Here is a 15,944-nt window from a genome sequence, read left to right as displayed (position 1 = left end):
AAATTCTCCACTGTTCGTTGATGCGGATGCTTTACTGCCCGGCGCGGTTTCCGAACAACGCATTGAGACGATGAGACGGCAGCAGGCGAAGATCGTCCAAGGCCGATGCCGCATCGATGCGGTCGATAAGCATCTTGGCGCGACGCTGGATCTCCGGCGGGAAACGCCGCAAGCGCCGACCTTGGGCGATCGACTCGGTTTCTTTGCAGCGGAACCCCTTGATCATGTGGAGAATTCTCGGGCGTCTAGGTGGGCGACGTCAACTCGAAACCCTCCACGCGAACCACGAAACCGCCGGTCTGGTTGACCGTGACATCCCCCCACCTACGCGCGGCGCGCGCGGCACATCAACGATTGCATTGTTCCGTACCTCGTTGTTGGTGTCCGCACTGATTCGAGAAGCCGGGACCGCGGCCGCGAAGACCTAATTGACCGGCTGCGGCGATGAGCCTTTGCTCATTTCGCGACCCTAGCAGCCGTTCAATATCAAGAGATCCATCTTGGCCCCTCTCCCCTCGCGGGAGAGGGGTTGGGGAGAGGGGGAGAATGCACCGGAATGGCTAAGTTGTTTCTAAACCGTTACCTATACCCGATCCCGCCCCCCGCGTACGCCCGGAGCGCTACGGGCACCTCACCGCCGACCGAGTGAGCCGCTGTCAGCCGGCCTTCGCTCGCAAGCAAACTTGACTCGACGGGCTTTCGCGAGCAGGCTTCATTCACTGAATTCAGTCCGAAAATGGTAGGCTTCGATGAGCGATTCCATCCTCAGCTTGAGTGAGTTCAAGGCCGATGCGAGCCGGCTGCTCGATAAGATCCGCGACGAGCCGAGCCGGATCGTCCTGACGCAGAACGGCCGCGCACGTGCGGTCGTGGAGGATTATGCAGCGTATCAGCGTCGTGAGCAGGCGCTGGTGATGCTAAGGCTCATGGCGCAGGGGGAGGCAGATGCTCGCGCGGGAAGGCTGACTGATCAAGGGAATGTCTTCGCTGCGCTGCGAGAGCGATTCCAGGGCACATCGTCATCCGATGCATGAGCGTCGTGTCCGCTGGACCGAGACCGCCCGCGCCGACCTGGAGCTCATTGTCGATTTCATTGCCGAGGACTCCTTTGAAAACGCGGTCGCGGTGCTCGACCGCTTGGAGGAGCGGGCCGAGTCACTTTGCCTTGCTGCCGAGCGTGGTCGTGTATTGCCGGAGCTGAAGGTCGTGGATGTTCTCCAATATCGCGAGCTGATCGAGCGGCCCTGGCGGATCGTCTATCGGATCGAGCCGGATCAGGTCGTCGTGCTGGCGGTGCTCGACGGCAGACGCGACTTGGCCTCGCTGATGTTGGAACGGCTGGTGCGCGACTAGCAACCGCGTTCGCCGCGCGTCAACGCCCCGGATCGCGATGTCCGAGCGCCGCACCGGCGGACCGATGATCAGAAAGCCCGTCTCGCCTGCAACCCGGCAGCTCTGCGCTCAATGACTGTCGCAATTGCTTGTTTGGTTTCGGCGTTGTTGATGCGGGGAAAAGGGTCAGGTTCAGTTGATCTAGAGCGGTAGCTCTTGTTGCGCAGACTCCCCCACGACCTCGGCCGCTTCCGCTTTGCGCGGGCGTCCCCGCTGCCGAAGCTCTCGACGTTGCCCGGTCATTGCTTCGATCTCTTCGTAGAAGCGTGCGTTTCCGACCGGTTGGTTTTGGTTGAGGGCCATGCGGAGCTCCCCGATCGGTTCGTCATCGAGCGCCGTCCGAAACAGGGCGCGATAAGCCTCTTCCCGACCGGCCTTGTCCTGCCCCAAGGCCAGGTACAGCGGATGAGGCGACAGCAGGGCGTTGGGTTCCCCAGGAGCATTTGCTCGGTAGCTCGACCAGCGATAGGCGGCGGGGTCGTCCGCCATTCCCGCTCTGACCGGATTGAGCTCGATGTAGCGCTGGCAAAGCAGAAGGTAGGTGTCCTCTTCGACCAACGAGGATCGGTAGCGACTGTCCCAGAGGGTTCCGGTACGCCCGTAGGTGTGGTTGATGTGCTGCACGTAGCGGCGGCCGATCGCCATGATGAACCTGGGTATGGCCCCGGCGTCCCGCGGCGTGACGAGCAGGTGGATGTGGTTGGTCATCAACACGTAGGCATGCAGCGCGCACTGCTCGCGCTGCAGCGCATCCCCCAACGATCCCAGGTAGGCGTGATAATCCTGCTCGTCGAAGAAGCAGGCACCACGGTTGTGCCCGCGCTGCACGAGGTGCAACGGCACACCATCAAGATGGACTCGCGGGCGTCTAGGCATGGGGAAAGCTTAGCAGAAAACGAACCTGACCCCTTTTCCTGCTGCCACGGCCGTTCTGAATTATACTGACTTGATGACAAGGGACGTCAGACCTGGATCATTAAGATGGCTTTACCAACCCTCGTTTTTTTTGCTGCTGGCGATGCGCCAAATTCTTGTAGAGGCTTACTAAGTGGCCTATGCTTTACTCACCGTGATGGTAGGGTAAAAGCCGATTGCCACTCATGAGATTCGCCTGCGCGGCCCGCCAAACGAGGAAGCTTGCTCCGGACCAGCAGAAATAGAAATCTGGAAAGGAGGAGTTAGGATCTTCGCCCGATCGCTGTACCGAAGGGGCGTCGACTTTGAGCCAGTCGCCCGAAAGAACAGTCGTTTTGGTTACAGACTGGATCCAGTTCCAAGCTGCCCGAGAGTGCGAACCGATAATCCAAGCAACGAGGAGGTGACTAGGTGAAAAGACCACTTGTCTCTTGGCCAACGATGCGAGCCTGTCTCGCGATCCTGGCTTTGACTCTCACGAGCGGCGCCTTGATGGCGCAGTCGCCGCAAGTAGACGCGGAAATCGAGCTCGCGGCTCAAGAGCGTGTCGCGGGATTACTTGACAAGGTTAGCCGGGAGGGCATCGTCCGCGTCATCGTCGAGCTGAAGGTGCCATCCGCAAGCATCGGCGCAGAAGACTTCTCGGCGGGGCTCTCGTCAGTTCAGAATGGCCTCGTAGATCGACTGAGCCAGTATGGCGGCATCGACCAAAATTCGGTCAAAAGGTTCGAGGTGATACCGGGTATGGCGATGGCCGTCGACGCAACGGCGCTGCAGCACATCCTCGACGACCCCGCAGTGGCGGCGGTCCACGAAGACGTCCCGCAACCGGCGACTCTGTACCAGAGCATCCCCCTAATCGATGCAGACCTAGCTTGGAACCAAGGTTACCGAGGCGGCTCCCAAACCGTCGCCATCCTCGACACCGGGGTGACCAAGACACACCCTTTCCTCACTGGCAAGGTCGTCTCGGAGGCTTGCTACTCCACCAGCGGAAGCTGCGGGTCTGGCTGCACCTCGACTTCACTGTGCCCGGGAGGCGTCAGCTCCTCGACGGCCTCCGGCTCCGGACTTGATTGCTCAGCCGCCACCATCCGCGGTTGCGGCCATGGCACCCATGTCGCCGGGATTGCCGCAGGCCGGAACGGGGCGTCGAGTGGAGGAACCATGCATGGTGTCGGGCGCGATGCGACAGTGATCGCCGTACAGGTTTTTTCCCGTTTCAACGCCGCTTACTGCCAGAGCATCGGATACTCGACCACCGACTGTGCTTTGAGTTTCACCTCCGACCAAATCCGGGGGCTTGAGCGGGTACACGCGCTTCGCAACAGTTACGCCATTGCCGCCGCGAACATGAGCCTCGGCGGAGGGGCCTACACGGCCGTTTGCGATACAGATTCCCGAAAGCCGATCATCGACAACCTCCGCAATGTCGGAATCGCCACCGTCATCTCCTCGGGGAACAACGGGTTCACCAACATGACAGGCGCGCCGGGCTGCATCTCGACTGCGATCACGGTGGGTAGCTCGACCAAGTCCGATGCGGAGTCCAGCTTTTCCAATGCCGCGTCATGGGTCGATGTGATGGCACCGGGTAGCGACATCTGCTCGTCCGTCAACGGTTGGACTCAGGACTGCGGTACCGGCTACGGGTTCGCCAGCGGCACATCCATGGCCGCACCGCATGTGACGGGCGCGTGGGCGCTGATGAAGTCCAAGAACGGGGTCGCCTCCGTGACGGCCGTGGAGAATGCACTGGAAAGCACGGGAGTCCCGATCTGGACCGGCGCCACGGTGGGAAACAAGCCGAGGATCGATCTTGACAACGCCTTGGCCGCCCTGCCGACAGGCCTCAACATAGGACTGAACTGGGATCACTGCCAGCAGACTTATCGCGGTCTCGGCGAAACGGTCACTTGGTGTTACCTCGAAAGCAACAGTACCTGGATCGCGCTCAACGACAACGAGGCGGAGGAATCCTTGATCGAAGCAACCGCCGCCGACCATTGGGTTGGAGTCGGCGTCAGTAGCATCTCCGGAACCTCCTTCACCGTGAGCGACGTGCGGGTTTACAAATACTAATTCCCGCATGCCTTTAGCCCAGTGACCTTCGACGAACTCTACGAGGAAATTAGCCATGACGAATCGAGTTGCGTTTCTCTCAAGCCTCGCCGCTTCCGGATTGCTCGCTCTCTGCTCGACGTTGTCCTTTGCGCAGGCCGCTCCCGAGGCTGCATCCGCCCAGAGCGATCTGAGCGGCGTGACTGGCGCTACGGTCCAGATAACCCCAGGGTTCTATTGGACAAAGGTCCAGCAAACATACCGGGCAATCGGGGACAACAAAACGTGGACCTATTTGGAGAGCTTTTATGGGTCCTCTAGCACCGCTCCCGTATGGGTGTGGTGCGACGACAATGAGTGCGAGAAGACCTTCATCGCCGCGGCCGCCTCGGGTCATTGGCTCGGGATCAACTTCAATACGACCACAACGTTTGATCACGTCAGGCTCTACAAGTACTGACCCGGCGACTCCTTCGGAGAAAGGGGAAACATGATCCGTTCCATGCCCGCTTACCCCGTTAAGGGGCATGGAAAGGAGTCTAAGCAGGTTTGCGCCGCTCGGCGGTCACTTTGTCCCCGATCACCGAGCTGCCTGTCATGCGGGTTTCGGATTTATCATGCGCGGATTTTCGACTGAGCGTCAACACCGGGGAGGAGCGAGCAGGGTGTCCTCGCTCCTGCTGACGGCGATTTGTATGTGTTTTGCCACGACCGCGGCCTATGCCGAATCGGTACAGACAGCCACTCAAGGGCAGTTCGCTGTAGAGCTAGCCGGCAAGCTCGGCCACAAGACCACAGCCTCAGACTCAAATGGCGCGGTCGAGCTTCTCAAGAATCTCAACATCGTCCCGGGGCTCGGCCCCGATGCGGTATGGAAACCCAGCGAACCAGCCACGACCAAGTTCGTAGCGGACATTCAGGCCGCAGTCCAGATGCTGTTGAAAGGTGTTGCCTTGGACGTCGGCGTTTCGCCCCCTCCGACTCTCGATCTATTCGTATTTGAGCTGCCGCCTGCTCCTCAAAAGATCGTATTCCCCGCACAAAACAAAACTGATCGGAGCTCAAGCGCAACGGGGATACCCGACCGTCAGGAGACTGTAGTTGTCGACCCGCCGACTCAAGCGGGAATGACGCCGGCACCGATGACCGCACCCCCTCCAGCGGCGTTCAGTCCGGCTGATCTTGAAACTGCGGTCGACCGCAAGTCTACGGGGAGCCCTACCCAGCCTAAATGAGGGATCACGCGGCGGGCCGGAGGAGCCCCGGACATCATGAAGAGGAAGCATCAATGCCAAAAAGCCCACTCGGAATCCTGGATCGTGCGGAGAACTTGACACTGTTCCCTTGCGCGGTCCGGTGGGTGCCGAATCGCTCGCCTGAGCAACGGGTTTGGAGCTACCTAGGTTTCATGGTGCTGCTGAGCGCCTTTCCGGGCGGTTACGCATTCTGCGACGGCTCCGATACAAGGCTTCTTATCGATGTGGCACCAGCGGGCATTCGGATCGATGTCGCCGCTCGTCCCCTGTGGGCCGTTGCCGAAGCGCTGCAGAGCCGCAGCGGAATTCGCGTCGATGTCGAGGCCAGGGTTCGAAACGACAGCATCGACGGCGTGGTCGAAGCTGAGAGCTGGCCTCAGATCCTCGAAAAATTGTTGGATCGCTATAACAAGGTTGTTGTGTCTCGTGACGATGGTTCGATCGAGCGGGTTCTGATCCTGAATCACGGCAGCGACGAAGCGCCCGCGTTTGCGGCAGAGCCGGCCTCGCAAGGAGACGGCGTGCCCCCGCGTGTTCCTTTGCCCCCGGGGGAAACGGGCGTTACCGGGGAACCGACGGTAGATCCGCCTGATGCGTGGACCGAAACAACGCCCGCCGCGTCGGATCCGGATGGACCAGCCGAGATGCCACAGCCCCCCGAGCCCGCGCAGTATCGACGTCCGTCAGGGGTTTCCGGTTCGCGGACTACTGATGGCAGCAACATGCCCCCGCTGTTGCCTCCTGACGCCCTCGCGCCGCCACCCCCTTCGCCATCGATGGCTGAAGTGGTGTCCGGTCCAATTCAGGACCGCCTCGGGGTAACGAATACAACCCCAATTGATGTCGCCCCACCAGCGCCAAGCGCGCTTGATATGGATAACCCGTAGATCAGTGCCGAGACGCACATGGTCGCTGGCAGCTACCTCCATCGGGTGGCTGCCTTTCGGCACCGGAGATGCTTAACCACGAGTAAGAGACATCAGGCGGAACCCTGCCATTGTCGCCGCGGCAATCGGAGCAGCAATTCTCTTCAGGTGACCAGGCGAGAGATGGATCCATTGTTGCGGTTCCGATCCTTGGATTTATCGAATCGGAGAGTTCGATGACCCCCGTTCGAGTCCCTTGTCCGTTGAGTTGCCTTTTGCTGGCGTGGTTGGTAAGCGGCCTTCACGTTTCGTCCGGTTTCGCGGGTCCATTGGAGAGCGCCCACTCGCTTCGGGATTCCCGAAGCACCGCTCCTGTAACATTCGGCGTGCCGCTCGATCCAAATTTCCGACATGTCGGCATGCACGTTGCCGGACCTGCGTCGCCAGCCGTGCCCGATTACGCCAGCCTTGCAATGGAGAGATCGATGAACGCCGATGCTCCACCCGGTGCGAAGGACTCTCCCCTGAGGACCACGGCCGCGCCGGGTTTCAAATCCGCTGATTTGTCGCTTCTCAATCGGATACGCTCGGCTGGTCGACTCCCCGTCATCGTGAGATTGCGTAGTCGAAGTGGCCAGTCGGGAATCCAGGAAAATGGAGAAGTAACACTTTCCGCGACTCAGAAGGTTGTGATTGATCGCCTTCTCAGATCAACAGATAGCAAGCCAGAAGCATTGGCAATCAAGGCATTCGAGATAACCCCCGCCGTCGCGATGCACATAAACGAACAAGAGTTCATTGAGTTAATCAGTTATCCGGAGGTTCTCGACATCATCGAGGACGCGGCCGTACCTCCCGGCGCTCCCTGAGTATAGAACCGACGGCCCCAGCAGGCGCCAGTTGGAACAGCAGCGAGTCGAAGCTTCTTCGACCAATGCGGAATGTCGACGTCGCCTTCATGCCCCGACACTCGGCGAACAAACCGCTCCGATCGTGGATCGTTTTGGTCACACGATCCACTCATTCAATCTTGTTCGCTTGCTATCGTTTTACCCCTACCTCTGCCATCAGCGCTCAGTTCTTCCGAACAAACACTTCCCAACCACCGACGAATTTGTATGACCGACCGATGAGATACCAGGGAGCTTTGAGTAGATAGGCTGCCAGAGTCGTCAGGAAATGTTCTCGAAAATTGGTTGCCACGATTGATGGCTTGCTCTGCAGTATCCGGAAGCTGTTAGGCGTGGCGACGCGAGCGAAATATGACTCCCAGAACTCCTGCCCGAGATCATGCACATGTGCGGGGTATGTAAGATCAAGCTTGATTCCAATTGGAGACAGCAGTGTCATCAAAGGCACTACGTATGGTGTGCGAGCATAAAACACACCACCCGGTTTCAATCTTTCCAGCAACCCGCTCAGAGTGTCGCGTGGCTTCGGAAGATGCTCGATGATTGCGCTCGCAATGACGATGGAATATTCGGAAGAGATCTCCGCTAGGTTGTCTTTTCTGGATATAGAGATTCGCTTGTCTCTCGGCACGATCAGATGTTCGGTGTAGTCGACAACTGATATGTCTACTCGGTTACATGTCTTCAGAAGTTCAACGGCTACCGCATGCGAGATAGACCCGTCACCGCCCCCGAAGTCCAGAATGGAAATACTTGAATCGCTCTGGTATTGAACGAACTTGGCGGCCAGATGCTTAGCAAAACGGGAGACCGATGCGAACGTGACCTTGTCATCCCGGCTAGAGAGACATGACGAGTTGTAATAGTTGCCATAATATTCTGCCAACGCGCGCTCAGTGGGCATCCTCGATGCGCTATCCGCGTGGCAGCCAGAGCATCGCAGCAAGAGTACCTCTGGATCGTTCTGCAAAAGGCATATAGGCTTTCGATTGGTAGACCCGCAGAATGGACACGCCGAGTGAGGTAGCTCAAGCTTGTCACTTTCCAGATGCACCGAGTCGTGAAACGTAGCTGGATTCATCTTCATTTAAGTTTGCCGCTGTCTACTTTCTTCTTGCTAACTTTGGAGCTAAGCCGCATAAGCCTAGCGGAAATGTAGCCTAAGGATTCCTTAAGCCAAAACCGATCAGGTCACGTCGTGAGAACCCCTCGGCACACGTGTTTTCGGTCCTGGCGGAGCGGGCTACACACCACTATTTAAATAATCTTTCTCAAGCTTCAGTAACTCGCGAGACCTTGACTTAATCTTTTTTGCTGGAACCCCAAAATAAATAGACCAAGCGTCGGTCTTTTTTGAAACCATCGACATTGCCCCTACGGAAACACCCTCTTCCAGAACAACGCCGGGTAAGATGACACTACATGCGCCAACAATAGCATGACGCTTTATGACCACTGGCTTTTTTGCTTCTTTCTTGTAGCGGTCAGGAACAGTCGGGTTCGTCATAGTCTGACCCGAGTAATCATCTGATTGACTAAAGACATGGCAACCGTAGGCGAGCCCGGAAAAATCGTCAAGAAAGACACCTTCTTCTCCGCCGCAAACATTACAAAAAACCGCAATATGAACATTCCTGCCTAAGCGAACCCGTCCAGATATAACGCAAAAATCATCAATCCTAGAGTGGTCGCCAATCTCTATAAGCTCCGGATTATAAACTGATGCCTTTGTGCTAACTAGAACGCTCTTGCCAAGCGATCTGAAATTTAGATCCTCAAGCTCTTGCTGTGACAGAAAGCCCATGGCACTAATTTCCTCTTGTGAATTCGCGAACGGTATAAGGCGGGCGGTCCATCGTGAGGAAAGGCATACCCGCCAGATAGTCCCCAATGCCCCCCAACGCCAACTACCGAAACCGCACGTGCCGGTGATCCGACAGTAACGCACCCATCCACCTAACTCCACCCCGATGTCGACGGCCGACCAGCAGAGGCTAATCCGTCATTAGCGAGCATTCTCCAGCAAGGCCAGTGCGGCCGCGATCACCTGTTCTTGTTGGTCCTCCAATCCAAGCCACAGCGGCAAGCGCACCAAGCGATCGGCGAGATCATCGGTCACCGGCAGATTGCCCGCGGTTCGGCCCACCACCTGGCCATGCGGTGCGCTATGCAATGGCACATAGTGAAAGACACAGTGAATCCCAGACTGCTTCATGGCGTCGATGAAGGCTGTGCGATCATCCAGATCCTGCAGCAAGAGCGAGTAAAGATGGGCGTTGTGCCCACACCCTTGCGGGATCACCGGCCGCCTCACACGCCCGGCCCGCTCCAGGGACTCGAAGGCGGCGTGATAGCGCTCCCAGATCGCCAGCCGGCGTGCGGTGATGGTGTCGGCCTCCTCCATTTGCGCCCAGAGGAAGGCGGCGATGATCTCGCCCGGCAGGTAGGATGAACCGATATCCACCCAAGTATATTTGTCCACCTGGCCGCGAAAGAACTGGCTCCGATTGGTGCCCTTCTCACGGATGATCTCGGCGCGTTCGGCAAGGGTCGAATCGTTGATCAACAGCGCGCCGCCCTCGCCGGAGATGATGTTCTTGGTCTCGTGGAAGCTCAGTGTACCCAGATGCCCAATCGAGCCCAGCGGCCTTCCCTGATAGGACGCCATCACCCCCTGCGCAGCATCCTCGATGACCAGCAAGCCATGACGTTCGGCTAGGTTCAAGATCACATCCATGGCGCACCCAACCCCGCCATAATGCACCGGCACGACGGCACGGGTGCGCGGCGTGATGGCCGACTCGATCAACCGCTCGTCGAGGTTCAGGGTATCCGGGCGTATATCGACGAACACCGGAACAGCGCCGCGCAGCACAAAGGCGTTGGCGGTGGAGACGAAGGTGTAGGACGGGAGGATCACCTCGTCGCCGGGCTGGATGTCGGCGAGGATGGCGGCCATCTCAAGCGCGGCGGTGCACGAGTGGGTGAGCAGAGCCTTTCGGCAGCCGGTGCGCTGCTCCAGCCAGGCCTGAGATTGTTTGGTGAAGCTTCCATCCCCGGCCATCTGGCCCTTGGCGTGGGCCTGTGCGATGTACCAGAGCTCCTTGCCGACGAGGTGGGGTCGGTTGAACGGGATCATCCTGGACTATCCTTAGTAGCCACAATAATGGCGTGGGTGTAAGGAATTCTTAACAAATCTCGCCGCACGCTAATATCACAGGTAGAAAAATATGGGCGCACCAGTGCCAGGTAGCCTTCCGGTTTACGTACGTTTTGTCCCCGGTCTTTGGCAATAATGTATCGCGCAATTCGGCCTTGATCCTTAGTGAAGCAACCGTCGAAGGAACAGAATCGTCCCGATACCTTTAATGCCCTTGCCGCGATCTCTGCTAGTCGCATCGCATCTTGATCATCCAGATGATGAAAGACCCCGTTCGCCATTACAATGTCGAAGGTGCCGAAATCGTCAACGTGCATATCGGAGACCGGAGAACAGTGCCACTCACCCCGACACCCGTATCTACTTCGTGCTGAGCGAATATAGTCGGCCGATAAATCGTAACCAACATAAACTACCGACTCCGGCAAAAAGCGAAGAATCTCACTCGTACCGCACCCAATATCGAGAATCTTTACGCCTGGAATGGGCTGCACAGAAGATGCGACATATTTCTTGCGTAATCTCCCCGCCCCAACCGCCTCTTGAAACAGGTCATAAACCCAAGGCCGCGTAAGAATTTTTCTGATGCCTGTCGTCAACTGTGCCATAAGAGAGACCCGCTGATCATTTTTTCATTCAAGGCCTGCGCTAGCGGCTACCGGGAATACCCAATAACGCTGCACCAGAAAGACTACAGGAATAAAGGTCAGGACCACGCATGCCTGTACAATGGCGTGTGGGAGGACGAACAAATCGACAAACAGCCAAAGTACCATGACATTTGTGAGATAGAGACACCCGTAAAGTATGAGGTAACGCTTCAGGCTGCACTCTAATCTACCTTGATGCGAAAAACTCCAGCGCTTGTTAAAAATAAAAGTAACTGATAACCCAACAACATACAGGAGCGCCACTACGAACTTGCTGTCCCCCCCCAAATCAACAAGGATCAAATATAGTACATAAAGCATTATATTCGAAGCGAGCCCGACGATGCCATACCGTATTGTCTGCCTGCTTAAATCGTGAAGGGATTTCATGCGTTAGCTTGAAGGAGCCGAGGATCACAATAGAACAAAAACCTTTGACCATCGTCATCGCTTATGGTGATGACGCGAACCAGAGTGCAATCGAGCGCGGTCACTGCAAATGCTAGTCAATCACTCTTCTCTCCCTATCCGTTAAAAGGATACCTCGAACGGAATGAAACGCAACTGAAGTAACGCATAGAAACTTTGAGGCCGCCGTATTGCGGGCGGAGGCCGTAGTGTGCACGGCTTCTCAGCCTTCGGTTTGGCGGCGCCTCTGCACCGCCGGTCACACATCTCGACCATAACCACGCCAGTGCAACCGCGGAGCGATCACGGTCAGACGCTAATACACCGACAACCTCGACTTTTTCTCGACGAAAAATATCCCGATCAGGCTCCACCGCCCCAACCTTGAGCAACCGCAGTAATAAAGCGAAACACATGTCCCTCAAGAAGTATCGCGTCCAGCAAACGGCAATCTGCCGGACGGCAAATCAGAACGCCGTCCACTCGCCTTCCAGCCAGCCTTGAACCCGCCATAGTCGGTGATGGCACCATGCGAATTGAAGACCTCGAGCCCTTCAACTTGATTTCCCGGCACGATGAGCACCAGCGTGTTCCGAGGCACCTCCTGGGCCGAAAGTCGTTTCTGCGGCATATCTGGCATGAAGGTGAGTGGGAACTGTTGGCTCAGGAGCTCGATTCGCCCGTTTTCTCACGTACCACATAGGGCGGGCGGTCCATAGTGCGGAAATGCATCCGCGCCAGATACTCTCCAATTATTCCGAGCGCCAGCAGTTGGGCACCGGAAAAGACCGTGATGATGGATGCCAGGAAAGCAAAACCAGGCACTGCGCTACCCTGCAGCAACCAGCGTATCAGCACATAGCCGAGGATGACCAGGCCAAAAAGTGCAAAGGCGAACCCCATGAGGCTAGCGAGCTGCAAGGGCCGTGTGGAGAAGCCGGTCATCATATTCAGGGCATGGCGCACCAACTTTCGGGGCGTATAGCCGGATTGCCCGAACTTGCGCGCTTCATGCCGGACCCGGACCGTTGTAAAGCTCGTAGTGGCCCAGGTCAGTAGCACGTCGATGTTCACCGTTGGGCTGCTGTAATCAGCAAAGGCATCCCTCAAGCGCGTGCGGAAAGCGCGCAGCGCGCTGGCGTGGCGGGCATTCGCCGCTCCCATCGCGCCCTCAAGCGCCAGCTTGGTGATCTGCGAGGCCAGATCGCGCAGCAGGCCGTGCTGCTCCTGCTCCGGAGGACCGTACACTACGTCGTAACCTTCGTCCAGTTTAGCCAGTAGCTTCGGAATCTCTTCCGGGGGATGCTGTAGGTCGTCGTCGAGCGTCACAACGACATCGCCTTCTGCCGCCCGGATGCCGCACAGGAGCGCATTGTGCTGGCCGTAGTTACGGCTCATCTGAAAGCCACGCACCCGTGCATCACGGGCGGCGAGTTGTTGGATGACATGCCAAGAGCGGTCGCCCCCACAGTCTTCGACGAAGATCAACTCAAACCCGGCCGCCGTTGAGCCGAACTCCGCCAACAAGCGGTGATACAGTTCTGCGAGGCTCTCCGCCGAGCGGTAGACGGGAACAACAAAGGAAATCATGGCTTACGAAAGACGCCGGAAATCGAAGCACCCCAGGGAAAACGCAGCCAGTACCCGAGCGGGGTTCCCGCTGCAAATATGGCGCTCAGCAAAAAACTGATCGGCGCAGCCGGGATTTGGTTTGCCTTCTCGGGAATTCGCTGCTGTTCTTCGCAGGTCATTGTTTCGAAACCTTTCCGCCGCCTTACCAACCAATAGAGCGGAACTAGCAGGAACATGAAATAGCGCGCGTCACACAGCTCAGGCCCACAGTCTTCAGCTAGATTGCCAAATTCCCCACACCTGTACCAGCGCGGCCGGTTGGCGACGTCGTCATTTAAGCTACAGAACTGTAGAAAGGCCTGCGTGGTGACGAATACAAGCCCTCCGGGCTTGAGCACCTGAACCGCCTGGGCATCGCCCCTGTATCTTCCGGCAACTGCTCGATAAAATCGAGAAGAAACGCGATATCCCACCGCTCGCACCAGCCCAGGTTCATCACATCGCGAAGGTAGCACTCCGGAGAAGGTCAACCTGTCTTGGATACCGGATACAAAAGTCAACTTTTTTTCCGCTCCTTCGTGGCGGTGAGCCGCAAGTATTATTGGCAGGTCGATGCACTCCGCGGTGATCACTCAAGACCCCGCTCGTGATCTGAGACACGTTCAATAGTGACGCCTCTAAAAACGACTTTCTCCCTCCCTAGCGCCCAGACCCTAAATTCTAATGTCCGTGGCTCATCCAGCTCGATACTTAACTCACGCGTGCCATCGCTGAAATTAAACGTCTCTTCGGCAAATAACTTTTGATCTGGCAAGGCAACCACATCCAGTCTCACACTACCGCTCTCATTATAATCAGAGGATACAAGAAACGTAACTCTATACTTACCAGGATCGACGTTTACGTATGGGCCGAAGTGAAGTGGGCCTATCTCGCTTTTCTCTGCAACCAACACCGAACCGATACTATCGTAGCCCTCCACGAAGCGCCCCGCACGTGTGAGGGACCGCTTCGTCGCCAAGAAGGTCATGGGCGAGTCGTATCGAGTATCCCACCCAGGCAGTAATGACGGTTCGTTCCGATCAAAAACAAAGATTCTGAAGTTTCCGTAAACAAGTTCCCGTTCTGGCTTTCCTATGTAAGACTGAAGCAGCTCCCAGTCAACCAAATCCGCTTCCTGCTTCGTGAAGAGAAAGAACGCTTCACCTTGCCAGGCAGATGACCGATACCAGCGATTAGATGACAAATGCCGCATAGGGACTGGAAGGCCACGGTCAAATATGATCTGTCGAACGAGAGCCTCTTCGTCACTCATCACGCTTAAAATCCCAGCATTCCAGTAACTTGCGTAGCCATACCGTAAACCGTTATCCGCAAGAAAAATGCGCAACCCCTCAAACAAATTTTCGGCCTTACGCTCAACACTCAGCCCCCAATTAAGGTTGGAACCATTGTCGGACTTTACGAATGATGGAATTGCACTCGTCACAAAAACCGCCGCGAGCGACATAGTTCCAAACGCAACCAATGGCTTGTTGTACCAATCAAGCGGTTGAGCCAATACAAAAACAAGTAAAAAAAAGAGCGACGGCACTAGATATCGAGAGGCCCCAACTGGATCGGTCATGTCCGGAATAGTCGTTGTCACTTGCAAGAAGAGCACTGTCATGCACGCAGTCAGAGAAAATATGCCGAGAAAAACATTCGCACCCTGCCCTCGTCGAAAAACCACCACAACTTGATACGCAATCAATACCAAGAGCAGCAAGGCAACGCCGAGTCTCGTCGCATCGTAGAGACCAGCCATGCTCATAACAGCATTATTAGGTGATGGCATTCCTCCAAAAATGGCCAGATAGCCTTTTAACAGAAAGCCCAAGTTGCGCATCATTTCGTCATAAGGCAGCCAACGCGCATAGCCTGCACCGAGCACATTGTTAGCACCAGTCAGAGCCCAGTTATGCAGAAGCGTCGCTACCATTGCGCCCGCAAATAAGATTACGCACAATTGCCAAACAGATCTCCTTTCTATCCCGGAATGAGATTTCACGATTTTAAGTCGATACCATAAAATCGCTAAAATCAACGGCAGCCCGATAAACGCGAAAGCGCGTTGCGGATTCGACCAAAAAACGAGAACGATTAGAACAAACGTGACCGCCCCAAGCAGACCCCGGCTTGTTCTATTATCCACTGCTATAAAAAGAAAAGAAAAATAAATTATGAAGCAGGTTTGGTATACGATCGCCCCGTACGAAACTTGTCCGTATAAGTTCTCAGCCATAAAACCCGAAATGCCGGCTGCGATAATCGCAACGATGAGGAGTCGCCGGCTGAGACTAACTTCTAGAATACCAATTAAGAACCAGATGCCCGAAAGAATTAGAGAAGCCGATATAAGCCCGGAAATGGCATGTGCCGTATAACCCGCTGGCATGAACGCGAGCAGAGGAACAATGAAAGCATGCCCGAAAAGAACAAACAAATCTCCGTTTACGTAGTTCCAATCATCGGGGAAATAATCACCCATCTCGACGATTTCTCTAGCGAGCAATACCTTAGCAGCACTATCAGAGTGAAAATCTGATTGGTAGCCGAAAAAAATATACCACACCAGTAGGCACGCATTAAAAATCAGTAGCAAAATGACAATCTGCAAGCGACTGTTCTTTAGGTGATCAGCCAGCAGTTTCATCCGTAATTTCTCCAGGATAAGCCGAAGCGATTTATCTTTCAGGGCAATCGCATCGACC

17 protein-coding genes are annotated in these 15,944 nt (G+C 56.2%); 7 read left to right on the top strand and 10 right to left on the bottom strand.

Translation table 11 applies throughout. From position 1 onward, the window contains the following. Window positions 1-31: 31 nt before the first annotated feature. Entirely contained in the window at window positions 32-226 is a 195-nt protein-coding gene (locus THIMADRAFT_RS07435) for a type II toxin-antitoxin system RelE/ParE family toxin (protein ID WP_007192380.1), read from the bottom strand. Between the two features lie 523 nt (window positions 227-749). Here THIMADRAFT_RS07435 and THIMADRAFT_RS07430 point away from each other — a divergent pair. Both THIMADRAFT_RS07430 and THIMADRAFT_RS07425 read left to right on the top strand, forming a co-directional pair. Continuing rightward, entirely contained in the window at window positions 750-1,034 is a 285-nt protein-coding gene (locus tag THIMADRAFT_RS07430) for a type II toxin-antitoxin system Phd/YefM family antitoxin (protein WP_007192379.1), read from the top strand. Continuing rightward, window positions 1,027-1,353: a type II toxin-antitoxin system RelE/ParE family toxin gene (locus THIMADRAFT_RS07425; RefSeq protein WP_007192378.1), complete on the top strand. Its 327-nt coding sequence runs from the start codon at window positions 1,027-1,029 to the stop codon at window positions 1,351-1,353. Before THIMADRAFT_RS07430 ends, THIMADRAFT_RS07425 begins: the two co-directional genes overlap by 8 nt. A 180-nt stretch (window positions 1,354-1,533) precedes the next feature. On the opposite strand, the gene THIMADRAFT_RS07420 is transcribed toward THIMADRAFT_RS07425, so the two are convergent. Then, the gene (locus THIMADRAFT_RS07420; RefSeq protein ID WP_007192377.1) at window positions 1,534-2,268 is read right to left on the bottom strand and encodes a transposase; all 735 of its coding nucleotides are present in this window, start codon (window positions 2,266-2,268) and stop codon (window positions 1,534-1,536) included. Window positions 2,269-2,718: 450 nt separating this feature from the next. Between THIMADRAFT_RS07420 and THIMADRAFT_RS07415 the strand changes: the two genes are divergently transcribed. The 5 genes from THIMADRAFT_RS07415 to THIMADRAFT_RS26505 all read left to right on the top strand — a co-directional run bounded on the left by THIMADRAFT_RS07415 (window position 2,719) and on the right by THIMADRAFT_RS26505 (window position 7,359). Continuing rightward, a complete protein-coding gene (locus THIMADRAFT_RS07415) occupies window positions 2,719-4,389 on the top strand; it encodes a S8 family peptidase (protein ID WP_007192376.1) in 1,671 nt (556 codons plus the stop codon). 55 nt (window positions 4,390-4,444) lie between these two features. Then, on the top strand, window positions 4,445-4,828 hold the full coding sequence (locus THIMADRAFT_RS07410; protein WP_007192375.1) for a hypothetical protein: 384 nt from the start codon (window positions 4,445-4,447) through the stop codon (window positions 4,826-4,828). Window positions 4,829-5,033: 205 nt separating this feature from the next. Continuing rightward, window positions 5,034-5,603 carry a hypothetical protein gene (locus tag THIMADRAFT_RS07405; protein ID WP_040730152.1) on the top strand — a complete coding sequence of 190 codons (570 nt, stop codon included), beginning with the start codon at window positions 5,034-5,036 and terminating at the stop codon, window positions 5,601-5,603. Window positions 5,604-5,776: 173 nt separating this feature from the next. Continuing rightward, a complete protein-coding gene (locus THIMADRAFT_RS26510) occupies window positions 5,777-6,511 on the top strand; it encodes a hypothetical protein (RefSeq protein WP_139052735.1) in 735 nt (244 codons plus the stop codon). A gap of 464 nt (window positions 6,512-6,975) precedes the next feature. After that, entirely contained in the window at window positions 6,976-7,359 is a 384-nt protein-coding gene (locus THIMADRAFT_RS26505; RefSeq protein WP_139052734.1) for a hypothetical protein, read from the top strand. A 205-nt stretch (window positions 7,360-7,564) separates the two neighbouring features. Here the strand turns inward: THIMADRAFT_RS26505 and THIMADRAFT_RS07395 are convergent, their stop codons facing one another. From THIMADRAFT_RS07395 to THIMADRAFT_RS07375, 8 genes are all read right to left on the bottom strand, one after another. Continuing rightward, window positions 7,565-8,305 carry a class I SAM-dependent methyltransferase gene (locus tag THIMADRAFT_RS07395; RefSeq protein WP_007192371.1) on the bottom strand — a complete coding sequence of 247 codons (741 nt, stop codon included), beginning with the start codon at window positions 8,303-8,305 and terminating at the stop codon, window positions 7,565-7,567. 339 nt (window positions 8,306-8,644) lie between these two features. Next, window positions 8,645-9,205, bottom strand: coding sequence for an acyltransferase (locus THIMADRAFT_RS25515; RefSeq protein ID WP_139052733.1), 561 nt, complete (start codon window positions 9,203-9,205; stop codon window positions 8,645-8,647). Between the two features lie 201 nt (window positions 9,206-9,406). Then, complete coding sequence (gene rffA, locus THIMADRAFT_RS07390) at window positions 9,407-10,540, bottom strand: dTDP-4-amino-4,6-dideoxygalactose transaminase (RefSeq protein WP_007192369.1); 1,134 nt, start codon at window positions 10,538-10,540, stop codon at window positions 9,407-9,409. Continuing rightward, on the bottom strand, window positions 10,537-11,169 hold the full coding sequence (locus THIMADRAFT_RS25510) for a class I SAM-dependent methyltransferase (protein WP_007192368.1): 633 nt from the start codon (window positions 11,167-11,169) through the stop codon (window positions 10,537-10,539). The genes rffA and THIMADRAFT_RS25510 overlap by 4 nt, the downstream gene beginning before the upstream one ends. 24 nt (window positions 11,170-11,193) lie before the next feature. Beyond that, window positions 11,194-11,601, bottom strand: coding sequence for a GtrA family protein (locus THIMADRAFT_RS28520; protein ID WP_040730147.1), 408 nt, complete (start codon window positions 11,599-11,601; stop codon window positions 11,194-11,196). A 681-nt stretch (window positions 11,602-12,282) separates the two neighbouring features. Further along, window positions 12,283-13,209, bottom strand: a complete 927-nt coding sequence (locus THIMADRAFT_RS07380) for a glycosyltransferase family 2 protein (RefSeq protein WP_007192366.1) — start codon at window positions 13,207-13,209, stop codon at window positions 12,283-12,285. Next, complete coding sequence (locus tag THIMADRAFT_RS26500) at window positions 13,206-13,823, bottom strand: hypothetical protein (protein ID WP_139052732.1); 618 nt, start codon at window positions 13,821-13,823, stop codon at window positions 13,206-13,208. Before THIMADRAFT_RS26500 ends, THIMADRAFT_RS07380 begins: the two co-directional genes overlap by 4 nt. Further along, on the bottom strand, window positions 13,820-15,886 hold the full coding sequence (locus THIMADRAFT_RS07375; protein WP_007192364.1) for a hypothetical protein: 2,067 nt from the start codon (window positions 15,884-15,886) through the stop codon (window positions 13,820-13,822). Before THIMADRAFT_RS07375 ends, THIMADRAFT_RS26500 begins: the two co-directional genes overlap by 4 nt. Between the last annotated feature and the right edge of the window lie 58 nt (window positions 15,887-15,944).

The sequence above is a fragment of the Thiocapsa marina 5811 genome (genome assembly GCF_000223985.1).
Classification (GTDB): domain Bacteria; phylum Pseudomonadota; class Gammaproteobacteria; order Chromatiales; family Chromatiaceae; genus Thiocapsa; species Thiocapsa marina.
Note: the sequence above shows the minus strand (reverse complement) of the source record. Positions and strands in the feature narration are given on the sequence as shown.

Coding starts and splice junctions, on each gene's coding strand:
- THIMADRAFT_RS26505 (WP_139052734.1), top strand. CDS start 6,976: ATGAACGCCGATGCTCCACCCGGTGCGAAGGACTCTCCCCTGAGGACC.
- rffA (WP_007192369.1), bottom strand. CDS start 10,540: ATGATCCCGTTCAACCGACCCCACCTCGTCGGCAAGGAGCTCTGGTAC.
- THIMADRAFT_RS07380 (WP_007192366.1), bottom strand. CDS start 13,209: ATGATTTCCTTTGTTGTTCCCGTCTACCGCTCGGCGGAGAGCCTCGCA.
- THIMADRAFT_RS28520 (WP_040730147.1), bottom strand. CDS start 11,601: ATGAAATCCCTTCACGATTTAAGCAGGCAGACAATACGGTATGGCATC.
- THIMADRAFT_RS25510 (WP_007192368.1), bottom strand. CDS start 11,169: ATGGCACAGTTGACGACAGGCATCAGAAAAATTCTTACGCGGCCTTGG.
- THIMADRAFT_RS07425 (WP_007192378.1), top strand. CDS start 1,027: ATGCATGAGCGTCGTGTCCGCTGGACCGAGACCGCCCGCGCCGACCTG.
- THIMADRAFT_RS07430 (WP_007192379.1), top strand. CDS start 750: ATGAGCGATTCCATCCTCAGCTTGAGTGAGTTCAAGGCCGATGCGAGC.
- THIMADRAFT_RS07435 (WP_007192380.1), bottom strand. CDS start 226: ATGATCAAGGGGTTCCGCTGCAAAGAAACCGAGTCGATCGCCCAAGGT.
- THIMADRAFT_RS07420 (WP_007192377.1), bottom strand. CDS start 2,268: ATGCCTAGACGCCCGCGAGTCCATCTTGATGGTGTGCCGTTGCACCTC.
- THIMADRAFT_RS26510 (WP_139052735.1), top strand. CDS start 5,777: ATGGTGCTGCTGAGCGCCTTTCCGGGCGGTTACGCATTCTGCGACGGC.
- THIMADRAFT_RS07375 (WP_007192364.1), bottom strand. CDS start 15,886: ATGAAACTGCTGGCTGATCACCTAAAGAACAGTCGCTTGCAGATTGTC.
- THIMADRAFT_RS07395 (WP_007192371.1), bottom strand. CDS start 8,305: ATGCCCACTGAGCGCGCGTTGGCAGAATATTATGGCAACTATTACAAC.
- THIMADRAFT_RS07410 (WP_007192375.1), top strand. CDS start 4,445: ATGACGAATCGAGTTGCGTTTCTCTCAAGCCTCGCCGCTTCCGGATTG.
- THIMADRAFT_RS25515 (WP_139052733.1), bottom strand. CDS start 9,205: ATGGGCTTTCTGTCACAGCAAGAGCTTGAGGATCTAAATTTCAGATCG.